General features: G+C 44.5%; 21 protein-coding genes and 2 tRNA genes. 16 read left to right on the plus strand and 7 right to left on the minus strand.

Annotated elements, in window-relative coordinates; all coding sequences use genetic code 11:
- The first annotated feature begins 145 nt into the window (after positions 1-145).
- The 5 genes from VJ374_RS04455 to VJ374_RS04475 all read left to right on the plus strand — a co-directional run bounded on the left by VJ374_RS04455 (position 146) and on the right by VJ374_RS04475 (position 5,898).
- Complete coding sequence (locus VJ374_RS04455) at positions 146-1,909, plus strand: two-component system sensor histidine kinase NtrB (protein ID WP_035409197.1); 1,764 nt, start codon at positions 146-148, stop codon at positions 1,907-1,909.
- Complete coding sequence (locus VJ374_RS04460; RefSeq protein WP_329470309.1) at positions 1,906-2,859, plus strand: sugar ABC transporter substrate-binding protein; 954 nt, start codon at positions 1,906-1,908, stop codon at positions 2,857-2,859. The genes VJ374_RS04455 and VJ374_RS04460 overlap by 4 nt, the downstream gene beginning before the upstream one ends.
- Positions 2,860-2,906: 47 nt before the next feature.
- Complete coding sequence (locus tag VJ374_RS04465; protein WP_035409194.1) at positions 2,907-4,259, plus strand: DEAD/DEAH box helicase; 1,353 nt, start codon at positions 2,907-2,909, stop codon at positions 4,257-4,259.
- Positions 4,260-4,357: 98 nt separating this feature from the next.
- The gene (locus tag VJ374_RS04470) at positions 4,358-5,260 is read left to right on the plus strand and encodes a deoxyribonuclease IV (RefSeq protein WP_035409192.1); all 903 of its coding nucleotides are present in this window, start codon (positions 4,358-4,360) and stop codon (positions 5,258-5,260) included.
- 20 nt (positions 5,261-5,280) lie between these two features.
- Positions 5,281-5,898 carry a hypothetical protein gene (locus VJ374_RS04475; RefSeq protein ID WP_056060149.1) on the plus strand — a complete coding sequence of 206 codons (618 nt, stop codon included), beginning with the start codon at positions 5,281-5,283 and terminating at the stop codon, positions 5,896-5,898.
- A gap of 120 nt (positions 5,899-6,018) precedes the next feature.
- Here VJ374_RS04475 and VJ374_RS04480 read toward each other — a convergent pair whose 3' ends face one another.
- The 3 genes from VJ374_RS04480 to VJ374_RS04490 are packed head-to-tail and all read right to left on the minus strand — an operon-like array spanning position 6,019 to position 9,932.
- On the minus strand, positions 6,019-6,189 hold the full coding sequence (locus VJ374_RS04480) for a XapX domain-containing protein (protein WP_023467523.1): 171 nt from the start codon (positions 6,187-6,189) through the stop codon (positions 6,019-6,021).
- A gap of 54 nt (positions 6,190-6,243) precedes the next feature.
- Positions 6,244-8,397: an RNA degradosome polyphosphate kinase gene (locus VJ374_RS04485; protein ID WP_035409188.1), complete on the minus strand. Its 2,154-nt coding sequence runs from the start codon at positions 8,395-8,397 to the stop codon at positions 6,244-6,246.
- On the minus strand, positions 8,394-9,932 hold the full coding sequence (locus tag VJ374_RS04490) for a Ppx/GppA family phosphatase (protein WP_056060152.1): 1,539 nt from the start codon (positions 9,930-9,932) through the stop codon (positions 8,394-8,396). The genes VJ374_RS04485 and VJ374_RS04490 overlap by 4 nt, the downstream gene beginning before the upstream one ends.
- Before the next feature lie 215 nt (positions 9,933-10,147).
- Between VJ374_RS04490 and VJ374_RS04495 the strand changes: the two genes are divergently transcribed.
- From VJ374_RS04495 to VJ374_RS04515, 5 genes are all read left to right on the plus strand, one after another.
- The gene (locus VJ374_RS04495; RefSeq protein ID WP_035409184.1) at positions 10,148-10,915 is read left to right on the plus strand and encodes a metal ABC transporter ATP-binding protein; all 768 of its coding nucleotides are present in this window, start codon (positions 10,148-10,150) and stop codon (positions 10,913-10,915) included.
- Entirely contained in the window at positions 10,912-11,781 is an 870-nt protein-coding gene (locus tag VJ374_RS04500) for a metal ABC transporter permease (protein WP_035409182.1), read from the plus strand. Before VJ374_RS04495 ends, VJ374_RS04500 begins: the two co-directional genes overlap by 4 nt.
- Positions 11,753-12,184 (plus strand): Fur family transcriptional regulator, encoded by a 432-nt coding sequence (locus VJ374_RS04505; RefSeq protein ID WP_035409180.1) that lies wholly within the window; start codon positions 11,753-11,755, stop codon positions 12,182-12,184. The genes VJ374_RS04500 and VJ374_RS04505 overlap by 29 nt, the downstream gene beginning before the upstream one ends.
- A gap of 95 nt (positions 12,185-12,279) precedes the next feature.
- A complete protein-coding gene (locus VJ374_RS04510; RefSeq protein WP_035409177.1) occupies positions 12,280-13,710 on the plus strand; it encodes a bifunctional ADP-dependent NAD(P)H-hydrate dehydratase/NAD(P)H-hydrate epimerase in 1,431 nt (476 codons plus the stop codon).
- Positions 13,711-13,861: 151 nt separating this feature from the next.
- Positions 13,862-15,691 carry a bifunctional diguanylate cyclase/phosphodiesterase gene (locus VJ374_RS04515; protein WP_329470314.1) on the plus strand — a complete coding sequence of 610 codons (1,830 nt, stop codon included), beginning with the start codon at positions 13,862-13,864 and terminating at the stop codon, positions 15,689-15,691.
- A 3-nt stretch (positions 15,692-15,694) separates the two neighbouring features.
- Here the strand turns inward: VJ374_RS04515 and VJ374_RS04520 are convergent, their stop codons facing one another.
- The 4 genes from VJ374_RS04520 to VJ374_RS04535 form a co-directional block, all read right to left on the minus strand.
- Positions 15,695-16,822, minus strand: a complete 1,128-nt coding sequence (locus tag VJ374_RS04520) for a GGDEF domain-containing protein (protein WP_329470316.1) — start codon at positions 16,820-16,822, stop codon at positions 15,695-15,697.
- 98 nt (positions 16,823-16,920) lie between these two features.
- Entirely contained in the window at positions 16,921-17,490 is a 570-nt protein-coding gene (locus VJ374_RS04525; protein ID WP_231496878.1) for a 5' nucleotidase, NT5C type, read from the minus strand.
- A gap of 99 nt (positions 17,491-17,589) precedes the next feature.
- A complete protein-coding gene (ispG, locus tag VJ374_RS04530) occupies positions 17,590-18,699 on the minus strand; it encodes a flavodoxin-dependent (E)-4-hydroxy-3-methylbut-2-enyl-diphosphate synthase (protein WP_023467533.1) in 1,110 nt (369 codons plus the stop codon).
- A gap of 167 nt (positions 18,700-18,866) precedes the next feature.
- Complete coding sequence (locus tag VJ374_RS04535) at positions 18,867-19,352, minus strand: hypothetical protein (protein ID WP_056060164.1); 486 nt, start codon at positions 19,350-19,352, stop codon at positions 18,867-18,869.
- Positions 19,353-19,560: 208 nt separating this feature from the next.
- On the opposite strand from VJ374_RS04535, the gene VJ374_RS04540 reads away from it, so the two are divergent.
- The 6 genes from VJ374_RS04540 (at position 19,561) to VJ374_RS04565 (ending at position 25,973) form a co-directional block, all read left to right on the plus strand.
- Positions 19,561-21,204: a Na/Pi cotransporter family protein gene (locus VJ374_RS04540; protein WP_035409170.1), complete on the plus strand. Its 1,644-nt coding sequence runs from the start codon at positions 19,561-19,563 to the stop codon at positions 21,202-21,204.
- A gap of 126 nt (positions 21,205-21,330) precedes the next feature.
- Positions 21,331-21,404, plus strand: a tRNA-Met gene (locus VJ374_RS04545).
- Between the two features lie 11 nt (positions 21,405-21,415).
- Positions 21,416-21,489, plus strand: a tRNA-Ile gene (locus VJ374_RS04550).
- A gap of 115 nt (positions 21,490-21,604) precedes the next feature.
- Entirely contained in the window at positions 21,605-23,065 is a 1,461-nt protein-coding gene (locus tag VJ374_RS04555) for an alpha-amylase (RefSeq protein WP_290754776.1), read from the plus strand.
- 93 nt (positions 23,066-23,158) lie between these two features.
- Positions 23,159-23,767 (plus strand): superoxide dismutase, encoded by a 609-nt coding sequence (locus VJ374_RS04560; RefSeq protein ID WP_035409166.1) that lies wholly within the window; start codon positions 23,159-23,161, stop codon positions 23,765-23,767.
- Between the two features lie 133 nt (positions 23,768-23,900).
- Positions 23,901-25,973, plus strand: coding sequence for a peptidoglycan D,D-transpeptidase FtsI family protein (locus tag VJ374_RS04565; protein ID WP_308101173.1), 2,073 nt, complete (start codon positions 23,901-23,903; stop codon positions 25,971-25,973).
- Positions 25,974-26,081 lie beyond the last annotated feature (108 nt).

Genomic DNA, 26,081 nt, shown 5'->3' on the forward strand with positions numbered 1-26,081 from the left:
AGTTGTAGATTCTCCCTTTGTGAAAAAGAATGATTAGTTAGAGTGTACCATTGATTGAAGCTGAATGAAAATAGAGGAGTCTGTTTCAGCCACAGAACATGCTATACTAATGAAGTTGTCAATTATTCAAAAGGGAGGCGAAGGGATGGAGTCAAAGAAAATGATGCGGTCGTATTTTTTCCAAATCACCGCCGTCTTATTCATCCTGATTTGTCTTGTCATTTCAGCGCTTGCCTTCACTGCAGACCGGGTCACGATTTCCCGAGTCGAACAACAAACAGAGAAACAGAGTGAAAAAAGTGTTGAAGTCTCTGGGAATGCGATTCGCGACAATGTCGGGAATTTGCATGAAGAAATCATGAGCTTGCAGTTGAATGTCAAAAACCCTAAAAAGTTGAGTCGGAAAATTGAGGAGTCTAAATTGTTAGACATTGATACAGGGTTTAAAAGTCTCTTTTATTTTGACCGAAAGACGAAACAAATCACCTGGTTCTCAAGCGATGATCGTCGAGTGGAGAATAGTACCATCCTAAAAGACGATGATTTTGTGCAAACGTTGACGAGTACGGATTTTCATATGAGCAAGCTATATACGATGGAGTCAGATGCTGTCACGTACATGTTCGTCCCGATTCGAGACGGCAATGAGCGTGTCGGAGTCTTTGGTGGTGGATTAAGCGTCATGAATTCGATTGTTTTTCGAAATTCACTTGAATCGTTCGACGATCAGACCATTGCTTACCTCTTCAATAGTAAAAAACAATTGTTAGCCACATCCAGTAATCTCGTGACAGATGAAGAGCGCGTATTATCGAGAAGTGTGGTTGACCGTGCTTTTAAATCGCTAGAACCTTCCGAGATTTTTAGTACGAATCAAGATATGTATTACTTTGCGAAAGATTTGAAAGTGACGGATTGGAAAATACTCGTTCGAACGCCGCGAAATGTTTTTTATGAACCGGTCTATACGACACGACAACAATATTTGATCATCGCGGCTTTAACGCTTGTCCTCAGTCTAATTGTCGGCTATTTGATGTCGAAGCAGTTGACCGCGCCGATGCTTGAACTTGTAAATAAGATCGAGAAAAGCACCTCACCCAAACCGATCGTTCTTGAGCGAGCGGGATCTAATGAGGTCAAGACACTCGTTGCCGCCTATAACGAGTATGCACAACGGATGGAAAATGCGCGTCTTGAGCAATTGAGTCAGCAACAAACGATGTTACATCAAGAAAAATTAGCATCGCTCGGTCAATTAGCAGCAGGAATCGCACACGAAATCCGTAATCCATTGACGCCTGTTAAGATGACCTTACAGTTGTTAGCGACGGAAAAAGATCGTAATGCAGAAATGCTCGTTCTTGCTTTATCAGAACTCGATCGGGCGAATGGTATGATTCAAACGATGCTCGATCTGTCAAAAGGTGAGAACAATGCGCTTCAAAAAACAACGATTGATATGAATGATTTAATGAAGAAATTGACATATATCCTCGAAGCTGAAGCGCATCATTACGAGGCGGACTGCAAGATTTATACACCATCCTTTATGCCGAAGATTTATGCGTCAGAAGAGGGGATCTTACAAATTTTAGCAAACTGTGTCCGAAATGCCCTACAAGCTGTTGCGTTTAAAGGACCGGACGGCATATGTCATCTGCATGTCCATGTCTATCCAGAAGAGGTCGTATTCATTGTTCAGGATAACGGAATCGGTATGGACGGAGATCAAATCGAACATGTCGGTCAAGCATTCAAAACATCGAAAGTCGACGGAAATGGACTTGGGATCTTCATGTCGAAACAAATCGTCCGTGATCATAAAGGGAAAATGATCTTTGATAGTAAGCCGGGCGTCGGTACGACGATTCAAGTTCACTTGCCACGAAAGGAGCAAATGGAATGAAATTCAATAAGGCCTGGTTATTCGTCCTGATTGTCTGGATTTCATCCGTTCTGTTCATTTCCAACTTGTTCGTCAATCCAGATCCTAGTCCACGACGTCATCTCGTTGGATTTACGATCGTGAATGATAAGCATGAGTTCGCACAACGGCTCGTAGATGCGTTTAAAACGCAGGCAAAAATCAATAAATACGAAGCGGTCGTCACGACTTCCCATAACTCACGCATCAATGAACGGGAGCAGATTCAAGAGTTCATTCGGATGAAAGTCGATGCGATCTTCGTGACGACACTAGATGACGTCTATATCGCTAATACATTAGAAGAAGCGGCTCGTGCCGGGATTCCGGTTTTTGCCATCGATCGATTGATTCGTTCCGATGCAGTCGTCAGTTCAATCACTTCAAATAATCAATTGATTGGGGAACAACTTGCATCATTCATTAAACACGAACGTATCAAGCAGACGGGACGAGCTACCGCCAATATCATTGAAGTCGCAGGGACAGCAAACGTCAATACAACGAATGAACGACACCGAGGATTTTTGACTGGTCTTGAGCGTGAGCCGGAACTTCAGATTGTCGAATCCGTGAATGGGGATTACGACCCCATCACTTCAGAAAAGGTTATGGCGCAGGTGATTGAGTCAGGAATTCCGTTTGATGCCGTCTATTGTCATAATGACGATATCGCGCTTGGTGTCCTCGAAGCATTGAAAAAAGCAGGTATCAAAGGAAAAATAATTGTCGGCATAGACGGGAATCGTGCTATATTAGAAGCTGTTGACATGAAATCGATGGATGCGACGGTCGTCCAGAGTGCTGATGAGATGATGAAAGTCGCCTTCAGTGCATTGAAGCTTCATACGAAAAACAAAAAGATTCCAAATCGTTTTTATACGTACTCCTATCTGTATGACGGTAGTAGACCCATAACCATGTTGAACTAATCGAGAGGCAGATGCCTCAGCAAATAAGGAAAGGACGGTGTCAATTCATGAATGGATTCAGCCATTATCAATTACACCCGTTCGTCATCGAAGCACTCGATGACGCCCGCATCACAAAACCGACCGACATTCAGTCGCGGATCATCCCAGCTGCAGTAAAGGGGCGCGATATCATCGGTCAATCACAAACAGGAACAGGAAAAACGTTATCGTTCCTTCTTCCAATCGTTCAAAACGTCGATCCGAAGCTTCAAGAATTACAGGCGATCATCGTTGCTCCGACGCGTGAACTTGCTTGGCAAATCCATGAAGAACTAAAATCGTTACTCGTGAAAGAACCTGACTTCATCAAAACGAGTCTCATTACAGGTGGGATGGATCGCGAACGTCAAATTGGTCGTGTTAAAGTCTCGCCACAAATCGTCATCGGAACACCGGGACGTATTTTAGATTTATTCAAGGAACAAGCATTGAAGCCGCATTTCGTGAAGCACTACGTCATCGATGAAGCGGATCAAATGCTCGATATGGGGTTCTTGCCAGAAGTTGACCGGATTGCTCAAGCTCTTCCAGAACAGCTTCAGATGATGGTCTTCTCAGCAACGATTCCTGAGAAATTGCAACCGTTTTTGAAAAAATACATGAACAACCCGCGTTACGCCCATGTGGATCCGAAACAGCAGACAGCGAAGAAAATCGTTCACCATACGATTCCAGTCAAGCACCGTGAGCGCTCAGAGTTGACGCTAAAAGTCGCGAAAGCGTTGAACCCTTATATCTGTCTGATCTTTACGAACACAAAAGCAGAAGCAATCGAAGTCGAAGCTTTGTTCCTAGAAGCAGGACTTAATGTTGGTTCTCTTCACGGTGATCTCCCGGCTCGTCGCCGGAAACAAGCGATCAAGGAAATCAACGATGCGAAGTACCAGTATGTCATCGTGACGGATCTTGCTGCACGTGGAATCGATATTTCAGGTGTCTCACACGTCATCAACCACGGTATTCCGAAAGACTTGGACTTCTACGTTCACCGTGTTGGTCGGACAGGTCGTGTCGATCAAGATGGATTGGCGTACACGCTGTTTGAAGATCACGAGAACGGTATGATCAATCGCTTAGAGGATCGTGGCATTCAATTTACGAACGTCGATGTCAAAGGCAGTCAAATCGTCGAAGTCAAAGAACGCCGCCGTGCGAAGCCGCACATGAAGACTGCCGTCTCGAAGACAGCGCATAGTCGCCTTTCGGGTGAAGCAGCAAAAGCGAAAAAACGTGTTAAACCAGGTTATAAGAAGAAACATCAATATAAGCTGAAAGAAACAGCAAAACGTGAACGCATCAAAGAACAACGTGGTGTCGGTCGCGCGCAACGTAAAGAAAACGCCCGCAAATCAAAATAACTCCATTGATGACACCCGTGAAATGAAAAAACATTTTTCGGGTGTCTTGTCGTTTTCAAGATTTGGTACACTGTAAAAAGAGAAAGGTGGAAAACAACATGAAAATAGGTTCACACGTCTCCGTTTCGGGGAAAAAAATGCTGTTAGGTGCCAGTGAGGAAGCAGCGTCTTATGGTGCAACGACGATGATGGTCTATACAGGAGCACCTCAAAATACACGCCGTAAGCCGATGGAAGAGTTACGAATTCCGGAAGCGTTGCAACATATGAGTGCGAATGGAATTGAAGAAATCGTCGTACACGCACCGTATATCATCAACCTGGGGAATACGACAAAACCCGAGACATTCGAACTCGCGGTTTCGTTTTTAGGAGCTGAGATCAAACGAGCAGAAGCTCTAGAGAAAGCACGACACATCGTATTGCATCCAGGTGCGCATGTAGGTGCTGGGGAAGAGGTTGGAATCAAACGGATCGTTGAAGGACTCAATGAAGTATTGACAGGCGAAGAACAGGTGAAGATCGCGCTTGAGACGATGGCTGGAAAAGGATCGGAAATCGGAAAAACCTTCGAGGAACTTGCTCAGATCATTGAAGGCGTCACACATCATGATCGTCTGTCCGTCTGTCTTGATACATGCCACGTGCATGATGCGGGATACGATATCGTGCACGACCTAGATGGTGTTCTCGAACAATTCGACCGAATCGTCGGACTGGATCGTCTTGGTGTCATCCATGTGAATGACTCGAAAAATGTCCGCGGTGCGCGGAAAGACCGTCACGAAAATATTGGTTTTGGTGAGATTGGATTTGATGCCTTACACCGTGTCGTGCATCATCCTGCCCTGGCTCATTTACCTAAAATTCTAGAGACACCTTACATTGGTCTCGATCCAAAGAAAAAAGTAGCACCGTATAAACAAGAAATCGATATGTTACGTTCGGGTGCATTTGATGCAGACTGGCGTCTACCGATTCTAGGAGCACCGGTCGAATAACTCATAAAGGGGTGTCAGTGATGTGTCATATACTCGTCGTCGATGAGACTAATTTTGCGATACGACAAGCTGTTGTCCACTATTATGAAACAAAGGAACCGTTTTATTTGCCGGCAGATCTGGCAGAGGGAGAAGAAGTATTTCTTGCGACGTCTGATGGAATCATTGCGTATGCAGAAGTCTTGTTCACGGAGTATACGACACGTCCAGAGGATCCGTTTTGGTTGACCGTTGCTGACGATTCGGAAGGATCTTATGTATGTCTTGATCTCATCAGTGTGGATTTACGACATCCGTTACTTGGACGACCACTCGATCAACTTAGTCTTAAAACCGGACCAGTCGAAAGCGCGTTTCGCACACGTCTGCTTGATTCATGGCAGTATGGGTATTTCGAAACCGATGTGCTGACACTCGAACAATCTAAACAACGTCGAATCGAGCGCTTCAAGGAGCGAAATCATCTAGAACAAATTGCGCGTCAATGTGTTCATTGTGAGGAGTCTAGGCAGTCGTTACTCGAATGGCATTTGACATCAGAAGGATACCAGACGGTGTGTCCGACATGTCACCGGTGGTTACATCAACGGATGTTGCATGCTATGGATACGGCGGCGGCGACGGAAGAGAGTGAGTAAAAGCTTTTTCTATTCAAGCAGAGCTCGTATGACTGATCATCCAATCATTAAAACCTTAAAAGAATCAAAAAAACAGTTCTCTATCTGCGCTGGCAGTAAAGAGAACTGTTTTCATTTAGATTAGAAAAAGCGTTCTACTAAAAACAGATAGATTTTCATCCCAAGGAAGACACCAAAGATCCCGACGACGGCTGGGAAAACGGGTGGAGCAGGGATTGGTAATTTCAATGCGGTGAACACGACTCCGCAGATGACGCCTGCGAGAAGGGATAACAAGATTTGCTGAAGCATACATTTCGTCCTTTCTGCTGTAATCAGCATTTGAAGTAAAGTATATCTTAAATGTCAGGTGGCATTTTGATCAAGAATGACTTTGTCATCCTTCTTTTCGATTGTGATCCACTTTTGTTTCAATGGAGCTGTAAAACTTGGTTTTTGTTTTAATTTGCCGCTCGTATAATCTAGAATCAGCAACTGTGATTCGCAGCTCTGTTTTCCGTCTTTAACGTAATAATAGGATCCAGCGGCTGTCTGCTCACGCGCTTTGACATTATCAGCAAGGGCGAGGGCGAGACAATCCTTTAGATATTGTTTATGTTCTTCGTCCATAATCGGGAACAAGATTTCAATCCGTTTTCGCATGTTGCGTGTCATCCAGTCAGCACTTGATCCATACATCAAATCCTGCCCGTTATGATGGAAGTAGAAGATGCGTGAATGTTCCAAATAACGATCAACGATCGAGATGACGCGAATGTTCTCCGAAACACCTGGAATGCCAGGACGCAGACAACAGACGCCACGAACGATAAGTTCGACTTGTACACCGGCGCGCGATGCCTTATAGAGACGTAAGATGATGTCTTTCTCCGTTAAACTATTCATCTTGGCGACGATTCGACCGTTTCCGTGTTTTTGATGATGATGGATTTCTTCATCAATCAATGACAGGAACTTCTCAAGCATCGCGTTCGGTGAAGTTTGGATGACGTTCCATTCGGGTTGTTCCCCGTATCCGGACAACCAGTTAAAGAAGTTTGTCGCATCTTCGGCGATTTCTTCTCGAGCCGTCAATAATCCGACATCCGTGTATAGTTTCGCCGTCGAATCATTATAGTTGCCGGTACCAAGATGGACGAAACGCTGAATCTTTCCTTCGTGGAGTCGGACGACGAGCGTGATCTTCGAGTGCGTCTTTAAATCACTATATCCGTAGATGACATGAGCGCCGGCTTTTTCTAACTGCTTTGCCCACTCGATGTTCTTCGCCTCATCGAATCGAGCTTTGAGTTCGACGAGGACAGTGACCTGTTTCCCGTTCTCGGCTGCTGTTTTTAAGGCTTTAATGATCGGTGAGTCACCAGATACGCGGTAAAGGGTTTGTTTGATGGCAAGGACGTTCGGATCATTAGCCGCTTGGACGATGAACCGGACGATAGGATCAAACGTATGATACGGATGATGCAAGAGATAGTCGCGTTCCAGTAATTGATTGAACAGATTTTTTGAACTATCGAGTGCGGGTGGGTCGACCGGCATGATCGTCTGATAGATCAAATGATCATATTCAACACCGATTTGACTGTAGAAGGCGAAGGAGAACGTCAAATCAATCGGACCATCTACAGCAAAGATATCGCGTTCCTGCAAATCAAGTACATCACGTAGCATGTTGAGTAGCTCAGTATTGATGGCAGCTTTTTGGACTTCAAGTCGAATTGCTACCCCCCAACGCCGTTTTTTTAATTCCTTTTCGATTAACTTCAATAAATCGTGTGTCCCTTCTTCGTGAAACGGAAGGTCGGCATTCCGGGTGATCCGAAATGGCATGGCAGACAACACGCGATAGCCTTTAAATAAACTGTCAATGAAGGCGATGATGACGTCTTCGAGTAAAATGACAGCCGTCGTCTCGTCATCTTCTACCGGTAAATCGACGAATCGCGGTAAAACAGCAGGTACTTGTACGAGTGCCAAATTTCGTTTCGTCCCGTCTTCTGCTTCAAGAACCGTTGCGATGTTAAGTGATTTTGAAGACAACATCGGGAACGGACGATAGGCATCGACAGCAACAGGCGTGAGTACCGGAAAGACTTGTTCACGGAAAAAGGATTTTACATAGGTTGTTTGTTCTGAAGTCAGGGCGTCGTATTTTAAGAATGTAATGCCTTCATCTGATAACGTCTGATTGATTGCTTGAAATGCTTCGTATTGCCGATCGACTAACTCTTTTGTTTTCAACGCGATCGCACGTAACTGTTGTTTAGGTGTCATCTGTTGTTTATTTTCCGGTTTATTGAACCCAGCGAGCACTTCATCCTTTAAGCCACCGACCCTTACCATATAGAACTCGTCTAAATTGGAACTAAAGATACCGAGAAACTTAAAACGTTCCATTAATGGATTGCGTGTGTCAAAAGCTTCACCCAGTACACGTTCGTTGAACTGGAGCCAGCTGAGCTCACGATTATTGAAATGTTCCGGTATGTCGAGCTTCATGAAGGAAGATCTCCTTTCGTTTCGAAGGTAATCGTACAATCAATGATTCGTTCCAGGTGTTTCTTTTGTTTTTCGGCTTTTTCGACTTCAAATCCATAATCGTGATCGCCTGTATCGAGGACGAATTGGAGTTGGTCCTTTTTAAGGAACAGTTCCAAATGATCGACAGCTTTTCGTTCCGTCACGTCGAGGGCATGGCTTAACTTGAGTAAAGAACCGAGTAAGTCGAAGCGGTCCAGTGATTCTTCCGTGAACCATTCTTTGAACGGCTTTGCTAATTGTTGCATCCGTTTCGCTGAAGAATAGGAGCTGACAAGGGAGAGCGCAACGCGATCCTTGTGCGTCATGCCATTCATTTCGGTGTTCGTCAACAAATAAAACGTTTGGTCTGATCGCGTATCCGGATTAATGTATTGACCGCAATAAAACAAACGACTTGCGGAATCGAGGAGGCGTAAATCGGACGCTCGTTCTGATACCAGGTCTAACGTGACGAGTTGACGGTACATCGATTTAGCAAGTGTTCCGATATACGACGCACGATCACGATTGACCTTATAATCACTTTCAAGCTGATAGAGGCTCTGCTCACGTACGTTTTCAATCCGGCGGTATGCTTCGTCCTGCACGTCGAACTCGTAAACAAGACCTTCACGAAGACCGAGATTGCTCATGATGAATTCTTCCGCTTCGATGTGTTGAGCTAACCCTTGGATCGCAATCAATGCCGGCAGGAAAATATCGATTCGATCCTTTGATAGCCCTTCGATTTTCGATAGCTGTTTCGCTGATTTCCCTTCCAGATCATCGACCATTTTCGCGAGTTCCTTCGCCTTGATTTGATATTGATGAACGCTCCGAAGCGGATAATCCTGATTGGATTGATGGATACGAACGAAGTTTCGGGCAGAACCACCGACACCGATTAAAGGAAGCTTTTTATCACTTAGCCATGGTATCGATTCGAATTGTTCCCGTAAGAATTTCACCAACTTCTTCTTATCACTTGCACTAAGTGTCTCGTCGGAAACGAATTGCCGTGTCAATGTGACGGCGCCAAATGGAAAGCTATGATACGCTACCATCTCGCGATTTTCGATCAAGGTGACTTCCATGGAACCACCGCCGATGTCGACAGAAAACCCATCTGTCAGGAAGGTCGAATTGATGATAGCAAAATAACCATAGTATGCTTCTTGTTCGTCTGTTAGAACCTGAATGGAAAAAGGTGTGTTTTCAGTAACGGATTTAACAATTGCTTCTCGATTCGTCGCATTACGAATAGCAGCGGTCGCGACACAAATCGTCTCCTCGACCTCATGGGTGACACCGACTTCGTAAAATCGATGTAACGTTTCTTCGAGTAACGAGATGCCTGCGTCGTCAAGTGCTCCGTCTTTATTGATATGAGCAGATAAACGCGCGACGACTTTAATGTTAATCTTCTCGATGTAACGACCAGAAGCGATCGGATGGAAGATGACATAACGAATTGAGTTGGAACCGATATCGATAACTGCAAGTTCTTGTTTCAAGTGACCTCGACTCCTCTCTGCGATGCGTGCATTAAAAGATTTCCCTTCCTGAACAAGCCGGAAACAGCTAGTTTCTGTCTTTATTGTACCTTGATTATTTTCAAAGGAGGATAGGAAGTTGCTAGAGTTGCACCAATAATTAGCGAACGCTATAATAAGACAGTTGATTAAGACGTAATTATTCCGTTTTACGAAAACGGAAGGAGTGAAAATAAATGGAAACACCAATCATCGAGATTGATCAAGTCAGCTATGATTATCCAGATCGCCGGGTATTGAATCAAGTTTCGTTTCAGGTTCAACAAGGACAATTCTTAGCAATCGTCGGGGAAAATGGATCTGGGAAATCGACGCTGATCAAATGTATCTTAGGTTTATTGCAACCGAAAGGAACGATTCGCTTATTCGGACAACCCCAATCGCAATTCAATGAATGGTGGCGAATCAGCTATGTCTCGCAAAAAGCAGCTTCGTTTAACTCGGGTTTCCCGGTAACTGTCGCAGAAGTCGTCGAGATGGGGTTGTATGCTAAAAAAGGACTTTTTCGTCGTTTGTCACGCGATGATCGAGACAAAGTACGGACTGCCCTTGAAACAGTCGGAATGTGGGAACGCCGTGATTCAAAAGTCGGCGACTTGTCCGGCGGTCAACAACAACGCGTCTTCATCGCGCGTGCGCTCGTCAACGATCCGGACTTAATGATCTTAGATGAACCAACTGTTGGTGTCGATCAGCGATACGTGAAAGAATTTTATGAAATTCTTGAAGAACTGCGTCGAGATAAACGGCGAACGTTCGTCCTTGTGACACATGATATCCATTTCGTCAGCAAACTCGTCACGGATGTCATTCATTTGGTCGATGGACGTTTAGGTTGTAACTGTGGCATTAAAGAGTATTGGGAACTAGATGAACAGACGATCCGCTCCCTCTATCCAGTTCCGGGACGTGTCCTCGTTCACGAAGGGAAGAGTGTCCAATGATCGAAGCATTCATGACGTTAAAATTTTTACAGTATGCTTTAGTGGCTGCCATTTTAATTGGATTCACGGCCCCATTGATTGGCTCGTTCGTCGTCGTCCGGCGGATGAGCCTGATCGCAGATGCACTTTCGCACGTCACGTTAGCTGGGATTGCACTCAGTCTCTTGATTTCTGGTATGGTCGCGCAATTAGCGGACTTAAATCCACTGTACTTAGGAATCGTGACGTCGGTCATCGCGGCACTGACGATTGATTGGTTGCGCGCTAAATATAAGCATTTTCAAGAACTCGCGATTCCGATCATCATGGCAACAGGGATGGGGCTCGGTGCGACATTCATTAGTCTTGCGAACGGCTTTTCAATGGATCTCGTCTCCTTCTTATTTGGAACGGTTTCGGCTGTTGCCTTAACGGATGTGTACACGATTCTTATCGTGACGGTCGTGGTCGTCATCTTCGTCTTTGCCTTTTATAAGGAATTGTTGTTCCTCTCATTTGACGAGGAACAGGCACGTGTCTCGGGAATCCGACTTCGTTTAGTTCACATTCTCTTTATGATCGTCGTTGCGCTTGTGATCGCGATTAGTATGCGAATCGTCGGGATTTTACTTGTCTCGAGCTTAATCACGTTGCCGGTTGCGGCAGCACTTCGAATTGCAAAAAGTTTTAAGACGACGATCTTTTTAGCTATCATCTTCGGTGAGATTGCAACAGTACTTGGACTCATCCTGGCTTATCAGTTTGATTTAGCACCCGGCGGAATGATTGTCCTACTTGCCGTGCTCGAACTGATCATCGTCATGCTATTAGAACGTTTTTGGATAGGAGGTAAAACACATGAAGACGAACATCGAACAAGCGCGTGAACGAATGAAGGCTTCTGGGTTTAAAATGACACCGAAACGTCTGGATTTGCTATCGTATCTGTTTGAAGTGAATCGGTATGTCAGTGCGCGGGAAGTGGCAGAAGCTCTCCGGACGTCTCATCCTTCGTTAAGTTATGATACGATTTATCGAAACTTGAATGATTTTTCGGAAATCGACTTATTAGAAGTGACGGAATTAGACGGTGAGATGAAATATCGGGCTGCCTGTGCTTCCGGTCATCACCATCATCATTTGATATGCCGAATCTGTGGCAAGACGGAGACGTTGAATGTCTGCCCGATGGAGTGGATTTCACCCGCTCAAGAGACTGGTTTTGAAGTCGAAGATCATAAATTCGAAATCTATGGACGTTGTGCGAATTGTCAACGCTTGACGTCTTAAATAGAAGGGAACGTCCATTCGGGACGTTCTCTTTTTTGTTTTTATACGACTAGTCCTGATTAAAACGGGAATAGTCGAACAGAGGTGATGAGATGATGATTTATGATACACAGGAAGCACGACAAATTGATGAGTGGGCACGGACATCTGGGCTACCGCTCGAGGTGTTAATGGAGCGAGCCGGAAGTCAGATCGCAACACAGATTAAAACGCGCCATTCGAAGAGGGAACGAATACTAATTTTGTGTGGAACCGGCAATAATGGTGGGGATGGTTATGTCATTGGTCGCGAACTGATACGTGACGGATTCGATGTCACGCTATTCACTCCGTTTGGAAAGAGTCGTTCGGATATTGCAACGATTCATACTCATTATGCAGAAGCGTTCGGACTTGTAGCCGAAAAACCATGTGGTCGATATGATGTCATTTTGGATGCCTTATACGGTACTGGATTTGATCCAGGTCGGATTAATCCGGAATTCGAGGCGCAGTGTACATTCGTATCGGAACAAAAGCAGCAAGGAGCACGCATCTATGCAATAGATGTACCGAGCGGTGTGCCAACGGACCATACTATAGGATTCAAAGAGATAGCGATTCGAGCAGATGCGACATTTCAATTGCATGCGATGAAACGATCTACCTTTTTGATACGGACGGCACCGTTTTATGGAGAATCAGAAACGCTAGATATCGGATTACCGGCTTTTGGTGAATGGCGCGTCTCACCGAAGGATCTGGCTTCCTTGTTTAAGCGGGAACCATACGGTCACAAGGGGACATACGGAACGGCATTATTGATTGGAGGAAGTGACACGATGCCGGGATCCATTCAACTTGCGACACGGGCAGCCCTAAGAACGGGAGTCGGTAAACTACAAGTCGCGACGACGTCACTTGCGAAACAGGGGATCGTCGTCCAAGCACCGGAAGCGATGGTCGTGGACCAGACGTTACCGGCGATTCAGAACGTGCTATCTTCCATATCAGCAGTTGGAATCGGTCCTGGTTTATCGCAAGAAGTAGCCGAAACATGGGTGGATCATCTACTTGAGAGTGATTTACCGGTAGTATTAGATGCCGGAGCACTAATAAAAGAAAGTTACCCAGAACGAACCGCGCCGATCATCGTCACACCGCATATTGGCGAATTCGCTCGGATGACGAATCAGACTGTTGCAAGTATTCAAGATGATCTATTCGGTCAAGCAACTGAGTATGCCGTCTTGCATCAAGTAACTGTCGTTTTGAAATCCCATGTCATTTTAATCGCTAAACCAAATGGAGGTGGGTTTGTCATCTCTGGTGCATCGAGTGGTCTCGCAAAGGGAGGAAGCGGGGATACCTTGTTTGGAATTTTAACGAGTCTCCTTGCGCAACATCCATCAGGAGATGTCGAAAAAACGCTAGCGCTAGGAGCGGAGTGGTATGCGTGTGCTTCAAAACAAGTTGAACGACGATTACATCCAAGTAGTTTGTTAGCAACGGATGTCATCGAAGAGTTAGGACGATTTGGGTTATAGGACAATAAATGTTAGAGAAAAGTCTTCCACGACATGTATGAGGGAAGACTTTTCTTTTTAGGAAAGAATTGACACATTCGATACGATAGGAGTATCATCAAGCGATGTCGAAACCTATATACGAAAAAACTAATGGAAAGGAGGGAAATACATGGAGGACATTGTTCGGAAACAACAATGGTGGATCGGAAATTTTGCCCTTTTCATGATGCTTGTTGGCGCTTTAATCATTTATACGACGACGGAAGAGACGATAAAGAATGCATATTTAAGTCGTTCTGTCATTATTTCATTTTTAGTCCTCATGGGGATTTTTATTTTTTATATCAGTCGTCGTAAGATGGACGTGGTGTTGCAAACCCACTTATTGTCCTTGATGTTGCTCGTTGTTCCAATCACTTCGATTAGTTTTTTACCTTATGTGGCGGTCACCGTTTGGGCTAGCAGTTTTTTGTTTTTAATGATCGCTTTGATTTCGTATCAACGAATCATGATGTGGTACGCCATCATCATTGCCATCGCAACTAGTTTTTACGTCATGTGGAATGCCGATACCGTGACGGTGAAAATTGATCCGACTGATCATTATGGACGAATTGGCATGATTATAATTGGTGTTTCCATCGCCCTTGTCATCAATCACTTGCATATCCGTAATTTAAATCGTTTGAATGATTTGGCGATACAACTACACGATACGGCACGCTGTGACGAAGAAACAGGTGTTTTGAATCGTCAAGGATTGAACGAAGTCGATTTCCCAAGACCTGAAAAACAGCTCATTTTCGTCGGGATTCATTTAGAAAATTATTATGAGTTGGCACGGTATTTTGGAGAAGACATTCAGTCACAAGTGTTACGAGCATGTATTGAACGGCTCAAGCGAAAACTACCTCCTTATCAAGCGTTTGCTCGAATCGAAGCAGGAACGTTATTGATCGTCATGAAAAAGCCGGACAAGGTGGCATGTAAGGAAGCGATGGAAAAATTGAGTCAAGAAATTTCCATACCTTACGAAATCGAAGGGCATCATGTCTACGTCAACATATCCATCGTCATCGATAATGGAGAAGGGGCGACGGACAATCGGAAGCGTCGAGTACAGCAGTTATTGACTGCGCTACAGGAAGCCGCTCAACAAAATGAACGTGTGATGTGCATTGACCAAGCCTGGCGAAAGGATCAAGAATTGCGAGTCAAAGCAGCACAATCATTAGCACAGGCTAATATTGAAACGGACTTTTACCTCGTCTATCAATTGCAGTACGATGTTCGATCAGAACAATTCATTGGTCTTGAAGCATTGGTTCGCTGGAAGACCTCGTTGCAAGGAGCTGATCGACCATCCGTCTTCATCCCGATTGCTGAAAAAAGTGACTTGATGATTCGTCTAGGAGAATGGATTTTTGAGGAAGGGTGTAAGACGCGTAAAGCATTGATCGGTCTCGTTCCGGATGAATTTACCTTATCGGTTAACGTATCGCCACGACAATTGACGAGTGAGTCATTCATGCCATTCATTGAACGAACGCTACTCAAGTATGCACTAAAGCCGCAACAGATTAAGATCGAGATCACGGAAAGTCAGTCGCTTGATTTTGAGAGTCAATCGATTCATCGAGCGCTCAAGCGCATCAAAACACTCGATTTTCCAGTTTCTCTTGATGATTTCGGGACTGGTCATGCCTCGTATCACGTCCTCGAACGTTTATTACCGTTACGTCAATTAAAGATTCCAAAGCAATTCATTGAACAAATCGGAGCATCAGAGAAACGACAATCGATCCTTGAGTCGATTTTTCAATTGAGTCAGTCGATGCATGTCGAATGTATCGTCGAGGGGGTAGAGACGGGAGAAGAAGTACGCATTGCCAAAGAAATCGGGATTCATTTGTTCCAAGGCTACTTCTTCGCTAAACCGGTACCACTCGAAGAAATCATCTGTCTACTACAAAAAACGAATGAAGGAACGATTCATTAATCCCTAAAAAGCCACTTCAGTCCGAACCTTTCGGAGAGAAGTGGCTTTTTCATACAGTTGGTACAGTCGATATTGATTTCGACCTTGTGTTTTTGCTTCATACAAAGCAATATCTGCTTGCTTGAAGACCGTTTCAGCGGGTTGATGATGAGCGTAAGCAATTCCAGCAGATACCGTGATCGATACAGCGTGATCCTGCATGACAAATGGCGTTTGTTGAACGGCTGCCACGATTGTTTCTGCTAAATGAATAGGTTCGTAAAGGTCACAATCTGGAATGATGACGATGAACTCTTCACCGCCATATCGACCAACCGTGATAGGTGCGGGACAATGTTCATTCAATACAATCGAAAAATGGCGCAAGACGGCGTCGCCGCCGGCGTGACCATGTGTGTCATTCACACTCTTGAAGTGATCTAAGTCAAACAAGATGACGCCCCAAGAAGCTCTGTTTTTTTCAAGCGTCGTGACCTTTTCCAAAATGACATGTCGATTCGCAAGCCTTGTTAATTGATCGGTCGAAGCGAGATAGGATTGATAAGAGTAAAGAACAAAATGTTGTTGCAGGAGTAGTGACAAACGATAAAACAAAAAGGCTCCGCCAATCGTTAAGACGAAATAAGGAATATAAATCGTCCTCCAGGCATCTACAGGGGAATTACTCGTAATCAGTCGCCAAAGAACAAGTAGAGAGCCGACTGTCACGATGGCGGTAAAAAAATATCCTTGCCGTGTAATGAACCGACGACAAATAAATGACAGCATCAAAAAACCGAGTAGCGTCATGACAGAACTAAGTAGGGCATTTATAGAATCGCCATTATCGATTAAAAAACGATAAATCAAAAGCATTAATCCCGTCACTGTGATACTGATGTTACCACCGAATAAAGCGGATAAAGCGAGAGGTAACAAACGCAAATCAATCAGTGCGCCGTTTAAATCGATCGCATGATGCATAAGAAGAATACCGGTGATCCCATTAGCAAAACCAAAATACAGCCGAGTAGATATCATCGAGTCGGGTTGAATCGGTAAACGATCACGAAGCAGATAAAAGGCGAACGTAGAAACGAGAAAAATAATACAAATATTAACAAAAAAGATATTCACTGTAGCAAGCATCATGAAGCACTTCCTATTTTAAAATTTAAAACGAAAATCATTGTAAGATATCTCAGAGTTCAATAACATGAAAAACGGAAAAAACAGCCTAATCGGCTGTTTTAACGAATCGGTGCAAATTTTTGAATCTCTTGAACAGCCTCATTCCATGAAGCGACACGAATAACATTATTCGGTACGGCTTTACGGTTATAAGGTGCGTCGAACAAAATCACAGGGATGAATGTATCTTCTGCAATCTGCACAGCATTCTCTAATCGATCTTCCATAAACAAATCGAGTGATAAATCACGGACGACTTGTACTTTGTCGTGTGATCCCGTCATGATTAAGGAATCAAGAGGAAGTTCATGTTGTTTGATCCACTCTTCAGTTACAGGACGAACGAGTTCCGATCGTGCTGTCACGTAATGGAGATCATATTGCTTCCGCAAATTCCATAAGTGGTGGCGAACATGTTCTTGAGGGATGGACTCACGATAAATTCCTGACTCGTGACCGGAGTTCACCATGTAGTCCCAAAATTCGATTTGATTCATATCCGTATACGTATGCAATTCATATTCAGACGCCTGATTGAAGTCAATCGACGTTCCGAGATGTTTATTCATGTAAGTGAAGCAAGAGGATGGATGTGTGATCGTTCCATCGATGTCGATTCCAATTTTCATTTACAGTCACCCACGTTCTAAGAATTTTTCTTCACTTAGTATAACATAGTCGAAATCGAGATACGAAAAAAGACTCCTCGCGAGGGAGGAGTCTTCAACTTATGCGTGGTTCGCTTTTTCGGCTTCTTTTTCAGCCTGTTTTTCGAGAACGATCGCATCGATCTCTTTCTTCAATTCTTCGACCATCGTTGCTTCCGGTACTTTGCGGATGATTTCTCCGTGACGGAATAGCAATCCTTCGTTTCGTGCACCAGCGATACCGATATCAGCTTCACGCGCTTCACCAGGACCGTTGACCGCACATCCGAGAACCGCAACTTTGATGTTCGCTTGGATGTTTTCGATATAGTCTTCGATTTCTGCAGCAATCGACATTAAATCGATTTCGATCCGACCACATGTTGGACATGAGATCAATGTCGCTGCGTTCGCCGCGAGACCAAATGATTTCAAGACTTCTTTTGCAACTTTTACTTCTTCGACAGGGTCCGCTGAAAGAGATACACGAACCGTGTTTCCGATTCCGCGTGACAAGATCGCGCCAAGTCCCGCTGCTGATTTTAATGAACCAGAGCGAAGTGGACCAGATTCCGTAATCCCGACATGAAGTGGATAGTCGAATGATTCAGAAGCGAGCTGATACGCTTCAAGCGCCAACTGTACGTCTGATGCCTTAAGTGAGACGATGATATCATGGAAGTCGAGATCTTCGAGAATCTTAATGTGGTGCAAAGCACTCTCGACCATACCACGAGCAGTTGGGTAGCCATATTTTTCAAGAATATGCTTTTCAAGTGAACCGGCATTTACCCCAATCCGGATTGGGATATTTTTTGCTTTTGCTGCTGTAACGACGGCTTCGACCTTTTCGCGGCGACCGATATTACCTGGGTTGATTCGGATTTTATCGACGCCAGCTTCGATTGCCATAAGCGCAAGTTTATAGTTGAAGTGGATGTCTACGACAAGCGGAATGTTGATTCGGCTTTTGATTTCTGCAAGTGCGAGCGCATCACGTTCTTCTGGACAAGCGACGCGGACGATTTGGCAACCAGCTTCTTCAAGGCGTAGAATTTCAGCGACTGTCGCTTCGACGTCGTGTGTTTTAGTTGTCGTCATACTTTGGATGATGACTTCATTATTTCCACCAATGACAAGGTCCCCTACACGAACGGGACGAGTCTTAGAGCGATGGACCATTTTCGGCATATCGAAAATCTCCTTTTGTGGCATACCGCCATATTGTTTATGTTTACCTTTTCTATCATATCGAACTATTCCCTAAAAATCGAGAAACAAGAACGAAAATTGAACATTTACAATTGTTTAATGAAAGTAAGGCGTCCGTCAATCCGTCGGACGCCTGATTTTGATACTCATCGAGATTTACGTGACGCGCGAGGTTTCGGGGAACGGGCAATCCATAATGGCACCAACGTGTAAATGAAGTGCCCGAGGATGAGTAAAGCAACTCCTATTTGATGATGCCCCAATTGGTAAAGAAGCATGCCAAGGGGGAAGGTCCATAGATTCGTTGCAACCGTATAAGGGAACGTCTGACGATATGCCCATGGACGGGGGAGTAACAGACGAACGAATCCTTTCGTCAGATATGCCATCAAGAGCAAATACAGTAAGACCGCAATAGCGATGAAGATGAAGTGGAGAACGAACCAAATCACGATTGGAATATTTTTTTGTAAAAAGAAGGAATCGATGATCGTCGTCCATAGTGAAATCCAAGCCAATCCACAGAAATACAAAGAAACATCTGATAGACGAAGTCGTAAAAACGAGCGGTTTGGAATTAATGAAGTTTGTAAGTAATTAATGAGTTGACGTAAAAAAGACAAGAATATCACTCTTTCTATTGTTTTATAACAGATTTTTTTGGTTTGTCTATTTGTTCATAAATAAAGGAATTATTGTAGTGGTACAGATTAATAAAACCTTAACAATTGGATGTTGGGAAAACTGTTTACAAGTTCATTAGACCTTTACATAATAGGGGGGTCGAAAAAATAAACTTTACAAACACATCAATCCACATCAAATAAAGGAGCTGGCAAGATGAACTATGATTTGCAGGAAATGATTTTTACCTTCATCGGTGGACTTGGGATTTTCCTTTTCGGTATTAAGTATATGGGAGATGGTCTCCAAAAAACAGCGGGAGACCGATTACGTTATATCCTCGATAAGTATACGACGAATCCACTATTAGGTATCTTAGCAGGTATCGTCGTCACGATATTGATTCAATCGTCATCCGGTACGACTGTCATCGTCGTCGGACTCGTGAGTGCAGGTCTGATGAATTTACGACAAGCAATTGGTGTCGTCATGGGAGCGAACATCGGTACGACGATCACGGCCTTTATCATCGGGTTCAATGTTAAAGAAGCGGCACTTCCGGCAATCGCCATTGGTGCTTTCTTGATCTTCTTCTTCAATAAAGAACGTGTTCAGTATATCGGACAGATTTTCTTTGGTTTCGGTGCATTGTTTTACGGTCTCACATTGATGGGGGACGGGATGGCTCCGCTCGAATCAAGTGCCTGGTTCCGAGAGTTGACTGTCTCGATGTCGGATAACCCATTGCTTGGTGTATTCGTCGGAACTATTTTTACAGTTCTTGTTCAGTCGTCATCTGCGACGATTGGTATCTTACAGGAGTTGTATGCTGGTGACATGATCGATATCAAAGCGGCACTACCGGTCTTGTTCGGTGATAACATTGGAACAACGATTACGGCAGTACTTGCAGCACTTGGTGCGTCGATCGCAGCCAAACGGACAGCCGCCGCACACGTCATCTTCAATATCATCGGAACAATTTTGTTCTTGATCGCATTACCAGTGTTCTCAAGCTTCATCGCATGGATTACAGACGCGCTTGGTTTAGAACCGAAAATGCAAATTGCTTTTGCACACGGAACGTTCAATGTCGTCAACACATTGATTCAATGTTGGTTCATCGCACAAATCGCATGGCTCGTTCAAAAAATCGTACCAGGTACGGATACGACGATCGATTCAAAACCGCGTCATCTCGATCAAAACATCTTAAATCAATCTTCTGCGCTTGCCTTAAACCAAGCGAAACTTGAAGTTTTGCGTATGGGTGAATTCTCAAAAGACGCACTTGCAAAAGCACACCGTTACACGCAATCGCATGATAAAAAAGATGTTTCAGAATCCGAGCAGATTGAATATGCGATCAACTACCTGAATACAGAAGTGACGAGTTATCTCGTTAAAATAGCAGCACATGATTTATCAGAACGTGAATCAAACGATCATTCGTTATTGATGCACGCCGTCAATGACTTTGAGCGGATTGGTGATCATGTTGAGAATATCGTTGAATTAATCGACTTCCAGATCGTCAACCGGATTCAGTTCACCACATCTGCGAAGCGAGAGCTTGATGAGATGTATGTCCTGACACAAGAAATCGTCGCTTGTGCGATTCGCGCCGTCGAAGAAGACGATGTCACGCGGGCACGAAAAGTTCTTGAACTTGAAGGGAAACTTGATGCATTCGAACGTTCATTCCGTAAACAGCATGTACTTCGCGTGAATGCTGGTGAATGTACAGGACAAGCGGGAATGATCTTCGTCGACTTACTTTCAAACCTTGAACGAATCGGCGATCACGCTGTGAACATCACGGATCTCGTCCTTGAACAGCGGACAGCATTAATGAACTAAGCGTAGACTTATTTTAAAACAGCTGATTTCGAAAAAAATGAAATCAGCTGTTTATTTTTTTGAAATAGCATATTGACAAGTTTCGTCACATCTCGTAATCTAATAAGAGTAAGAAACATACATCATGGCGGTGTAGCTCAGCTGGCTAGAGCGTACGGTTCATACCCGTGAGGTCGTGGGTTCGACTCCCTCCGCCGCTACTATTACTTAAGGACCCTTAGCTCAGCTGGTTAGAGCTGACGGCTCATAACCGTCCGGTCGCAGGTTCGAGTCCTGCAGGGTCCATTTGGTTGAACGCTTCTCGTTGCAAACGGGAAGCGTTTATTTTTGTTCGCTCGGGGAATAGTAAAGGTATTGTAATAATATTCATACTATAGTAACTAAGGGAGAGCGAAGAGAGATGGAACGTAACCATACGATGATGCAGTTTTTCGAGTGGCATGTAGAGAATGATGGAAAGCACTGGCAACGTTTGAAAGAACGAGCGCCTGAATTGCGTGCTGCTGGCATCACGTCCGTGTGGATTCCACCAGCATCGAAAGGTCAGTCGGATGAAGATACAGGATACGGCATCTATGATGTCTATGACTTAGGCGAGTTCGATCAAAAAGGAACGGTCCGGACGAAATATGGCACAAAGGATGAACTGGTCGAAGCAATCGAAGTTGCCCATGAGAACGATATCGCTGTTTATGCGGATGTTGTCATGAACCATAAAGCTGCAGCAGACGAACTCGAAACGATTAAAGTAGTGGAAGTCAATCCAGAAGACCGATCGAAAGAAATTTCAGAAGAGTTTGAAATCGATGCATGGACGAAGTTTACTTTCCCAGGTCGTAATGGAAAGTATTCGGATTTCGTCTGGACACACGAATTCTTCAATGGAACGGATTTTGACGCGCGCGAAGAAAAAACAGGGATCTTTAAGATTTCCGGAAATAATAAAGATTGGAACAACCAAGTAGATGATGAGTTCGGCAATTATGATTACCTCATGTTTGCAAACATCGACTACAATCATCCGACGGTACGGGAAGAAATGATCCGTTGGGGACACTGGTTCAAGGACACGATCGATTGCCAAGGCTTCCGTCTTGATGCAATCAAGCATATCAACTATGAATTTGTCCGTGAATTCGCGAAATCGATGATGGAAAGCAGCGAAGGCGATTTTTACATGGTCGGCGAGTTTTGGAAGTCAGATCTCGACGATTGCCGTCATTTCCTAGACAGTGTCGACTACACGATTGATTTGTTTGATGTTCCGCTTCATTATAAATTCCATGAAGCTTCCAAGCAGGGAGAAAAATTTGATTTAACGACATTGTTTGCGGATACGCTCGTCGAGTCGCATCCGACGAATGCCGTGACGTTCGTCGACAATCACGATTCACAGCCTGGCGAGTCGCTAGAATCATGGGTGGATGACTGGTTCAAGCAACATGCCTATGCAGCGATCTTGTTACGTAAGGACGGATATCCATGTGTCTTTTACGGGGATTACTATGGCGTCCAAGGACCGACCCCTGTCGAAGGAAAAAAAGAGATGATCAATGCCCTGCTCTATACGCGCTATCATAAAGCATACGGAGAACAACAGGATTATCTTGATGACCCGCACTGTGTAGGCTGGGTTCGTCTTGGTGTCGATGAAATCGAGAACTCAGGTTGTGCCGTGTTGCTTTCGAACGCCGACATGTGCGAGAAACGCATGTTCGTCGGTGAAGAGCGTGCGGGTCAAGAATGGTTCGACTATACAAACCATCAAGATCATCCAGTCGTGATTGACGAAGAAGGATTTGGTGTCTTCCCGGTTCCGGGCGGAGGCGTCTCTGTTTTTGCTCCGCGAGAAGTCGAGTAAATCCGAGGGTCTTGACTTGCGTCAACACAGGTACTTTTGCTAGTCTTAAAGGGTATTGAAGTTTTCGAAAATAGCACAAAGGGGGACATGAACATGTCAAAATTTGAATTACCAGAACTCGGCTACGCTTATGATGCGCTTGAGCCACATATCGATGCTCGTACGATGGAGATTCACCACACGAAACACCACAACACGTATGTCACGAACGTGAATACGGCGCTTGAGGGTACAGAACATGAAGGAAAGTCACTTGAAGAACTTCTTCAAAACTTGGATGCTCTCCCAGCAAACATTCAAACTGCAGTCCGTAACAACGGTGGCGGTCACTGGAACCACTCATTCTTCTGGAAATTGTTGAAGAAGAACGATGGCGCTGCTCCAACAGGGGAACTTGCAACAGCAATCGACGAAGCATTCGGATCATTTGATGCATTCAAAGATGCGTTCGCAAAAGCAGCAACAACTCGTTTCGGTTCTGGTTGGGCTTGGTTGATCGTTGACGGTGGGAAATTGGCAGTCGTTTCGACTCCAAACCAAGATACACCAGTCATGGAAGGCAAAACGCCAATCCTTGGTCTTGATGTTTGGGAACATGCATACTATCTCAACTATCAAAACCGTCGTCCGGATTACATCAATGCATTCTTCAACGTCGTTGATTGGGACCACGTAGCGAAGCTTTACGCTGACGCGAAGTAATGGAAAGAAGCGTATCGTTCAATTGTGAACGATACGCTTTTTTTAATGCGGAAAATCATGGGATAGGTTGTTATGGAAAGTTTCCTTCTATATAATGAAACAAGATGACTTTTGAACGATAGGGGAGTACGCCATGGCTAAACGAATCACCGTACGAGGAAGACGGCGTAATCATCTGCCGCTTCGTCTGAATTTAATGTTCTTCGTCGTTTTTTTATTGTTTGCGATTTTGATTTTCCGTCTAGGAGTCGTTCAAATCGTCAATGGTGAAAAAATTTCGCGGGAAGTCCAAAAAACGGAGATGACTGCATCAAAGTATGAAGTACCACGTGGTAAGATTTATGACCGGGATGGTCGTCTACTTGTCGATACAATTTCTAAATACTCCATTGTATATCGTCGCGCACAATCGACGAAAGTAGATGAACGTATTGAAATCGCGCAGCGTCTCGCAGCAATCATTAATCTGCCTAAAAAAGACTGGAAAGTCACGGAACGTGACATCAAGGATTTTTGGGTCGCGACGAACACGGAAGAGTCGGATCGTCGTTACCAAGCAGCAGTGAAAAAGAAGTATCCTTCAACGGAAGCACAAAGTAAGCTTTCGATTGCGGAACAAGATCAAATCCGCCTGGATGCGATCACGAAAAAAGATATTGATTACGATGATAAGACGATGGAAGTCATTGCGATCAAACATAACATGGAAGTCGGTTATGCGCTTGATCCACAACTCGTCAAGCTCGGTGCGTCTGCAAAAGAGATGGCAATCATCGATGAAAATTTAGAAGATTTGAAAGGTGTATCGGTTGAACCGTTTTACGAACGCTCTTATCCGTATGAAGGAACACTTCGAAACATCTTCGGAAAGTACTCGAAGATTCCGGCAGAACAACAAGCGGAGTTCAAAGCAAAAGGATATAGTTTGAATGATCGTGTCGGGACTTCGTTCCTTGAGCAACAGTACGAAGATCTTCTGCGCGGGAAACCGGCATACGATGTGTACGAAACGTTTAATGGAGAACCGGTCGGTGATCCAAAACGTGAAGAAGGCGAGTCCGGGAAGGACCTCGTTCTAACCGTTGATGCGGAATACAATAAAAAAGTAGATCAAATCATGCAACAAGCGATCAAAATGGGTCGTGGCATGGGTAGTCGTTATTTAAAAGAAGGATATGCCGTCGTCATGAATCCACAAACTGGTGAGATTTTAGCGATGTCAGGTCAAAAGCTTGATCCTTCGACTGGGAAGTTCACGGATGTAGCGATTAATAATGTCTTGACGTCTCTTCAAATCGGTTCAACGATCAAGGGTGCGACAGTTGCGATGGGACTACAGGAAGGTGTCATTCGTCAAAACGAAGTCATCAACGATGCGCCGATCACAATCGGAGGTACAAAAAAAGGATCATATGTTAACATGGGACCGATTACGGATTTAACGGCGCTTGAGCGCTCGTCGAACGTCTATATGTTTAACATTGCGATGCGGATGGCGAAATATCCGAGCAATGGGATTGCTGGTGCGAGCGTGGATGGAGCAGCTGCCATCATGCAGAATTACTATAGTCAGTTCGGTCTTGGGGTGACGACAGGTGTTGATTTGCCTTACGAAGCAAAAGGTGTTCAAGGGACGCCAGACCGTGTCACGTTGTTGATGGACCGAGTCATTGGTCAGTACGATGCCTTTACGCCGCTTCAAGTCGCGCAGTACATTTCAACACTTGCGAACGGTGGTTATCGAGTTCAGCCTCACTTCTTAAAAGAAGTATTGGCGTCGAACTCGATTGAAAAGGGTACGAAAAAAGTCGATTACAGCTTTAAAACGAATTATCTGAACCGGATTGAAGTCAGTCAAGATAATATTGATCATGTCCGGGAAGGGTTGCACCGTGTTGTAAAAGGTGAGCGTGGTACAGCCAAAGTCATCGCACAAACTGGAATCGATGCTGCAGCAAAAACAGGTACTGCACAGGTCAGCGTCTATGGGGATGACGGAATCGCCTTACGTGACGGAAGCGGGCAACCGGTTCGTTCATTGAACTCGAATCTTGTCGGTTGGGCACCGTATGACAATCCAGAGATGGCGTGGGCCGTGTTCCTTCCTTATATGGAACAAGAGACTGTCAACTCGAAAATCGGTCATGATCTTGTCAAAGCGTACTTCAACGTAAAGGACGTACCGTGGCAGACTAAGCCAAATTAACTAGAAACTAAGCGAGGGTGAGCAATCACTCTCGTTTTTTTTGTTTGTATTGACCTTTTTTTGTAATGGATTTCGAATTGTAAACACTAAAAAACACGCCTTTACAAT

The organism is Exiguobacterium sp. 9-2 (genome assembly GCF_036287235.1).
Taxonomy (GTDB): Bacteria; Bacillota; Bacilli; order Exiguobacteriales; family Exiguobacteriaceae; genus Exiguobacterium_A.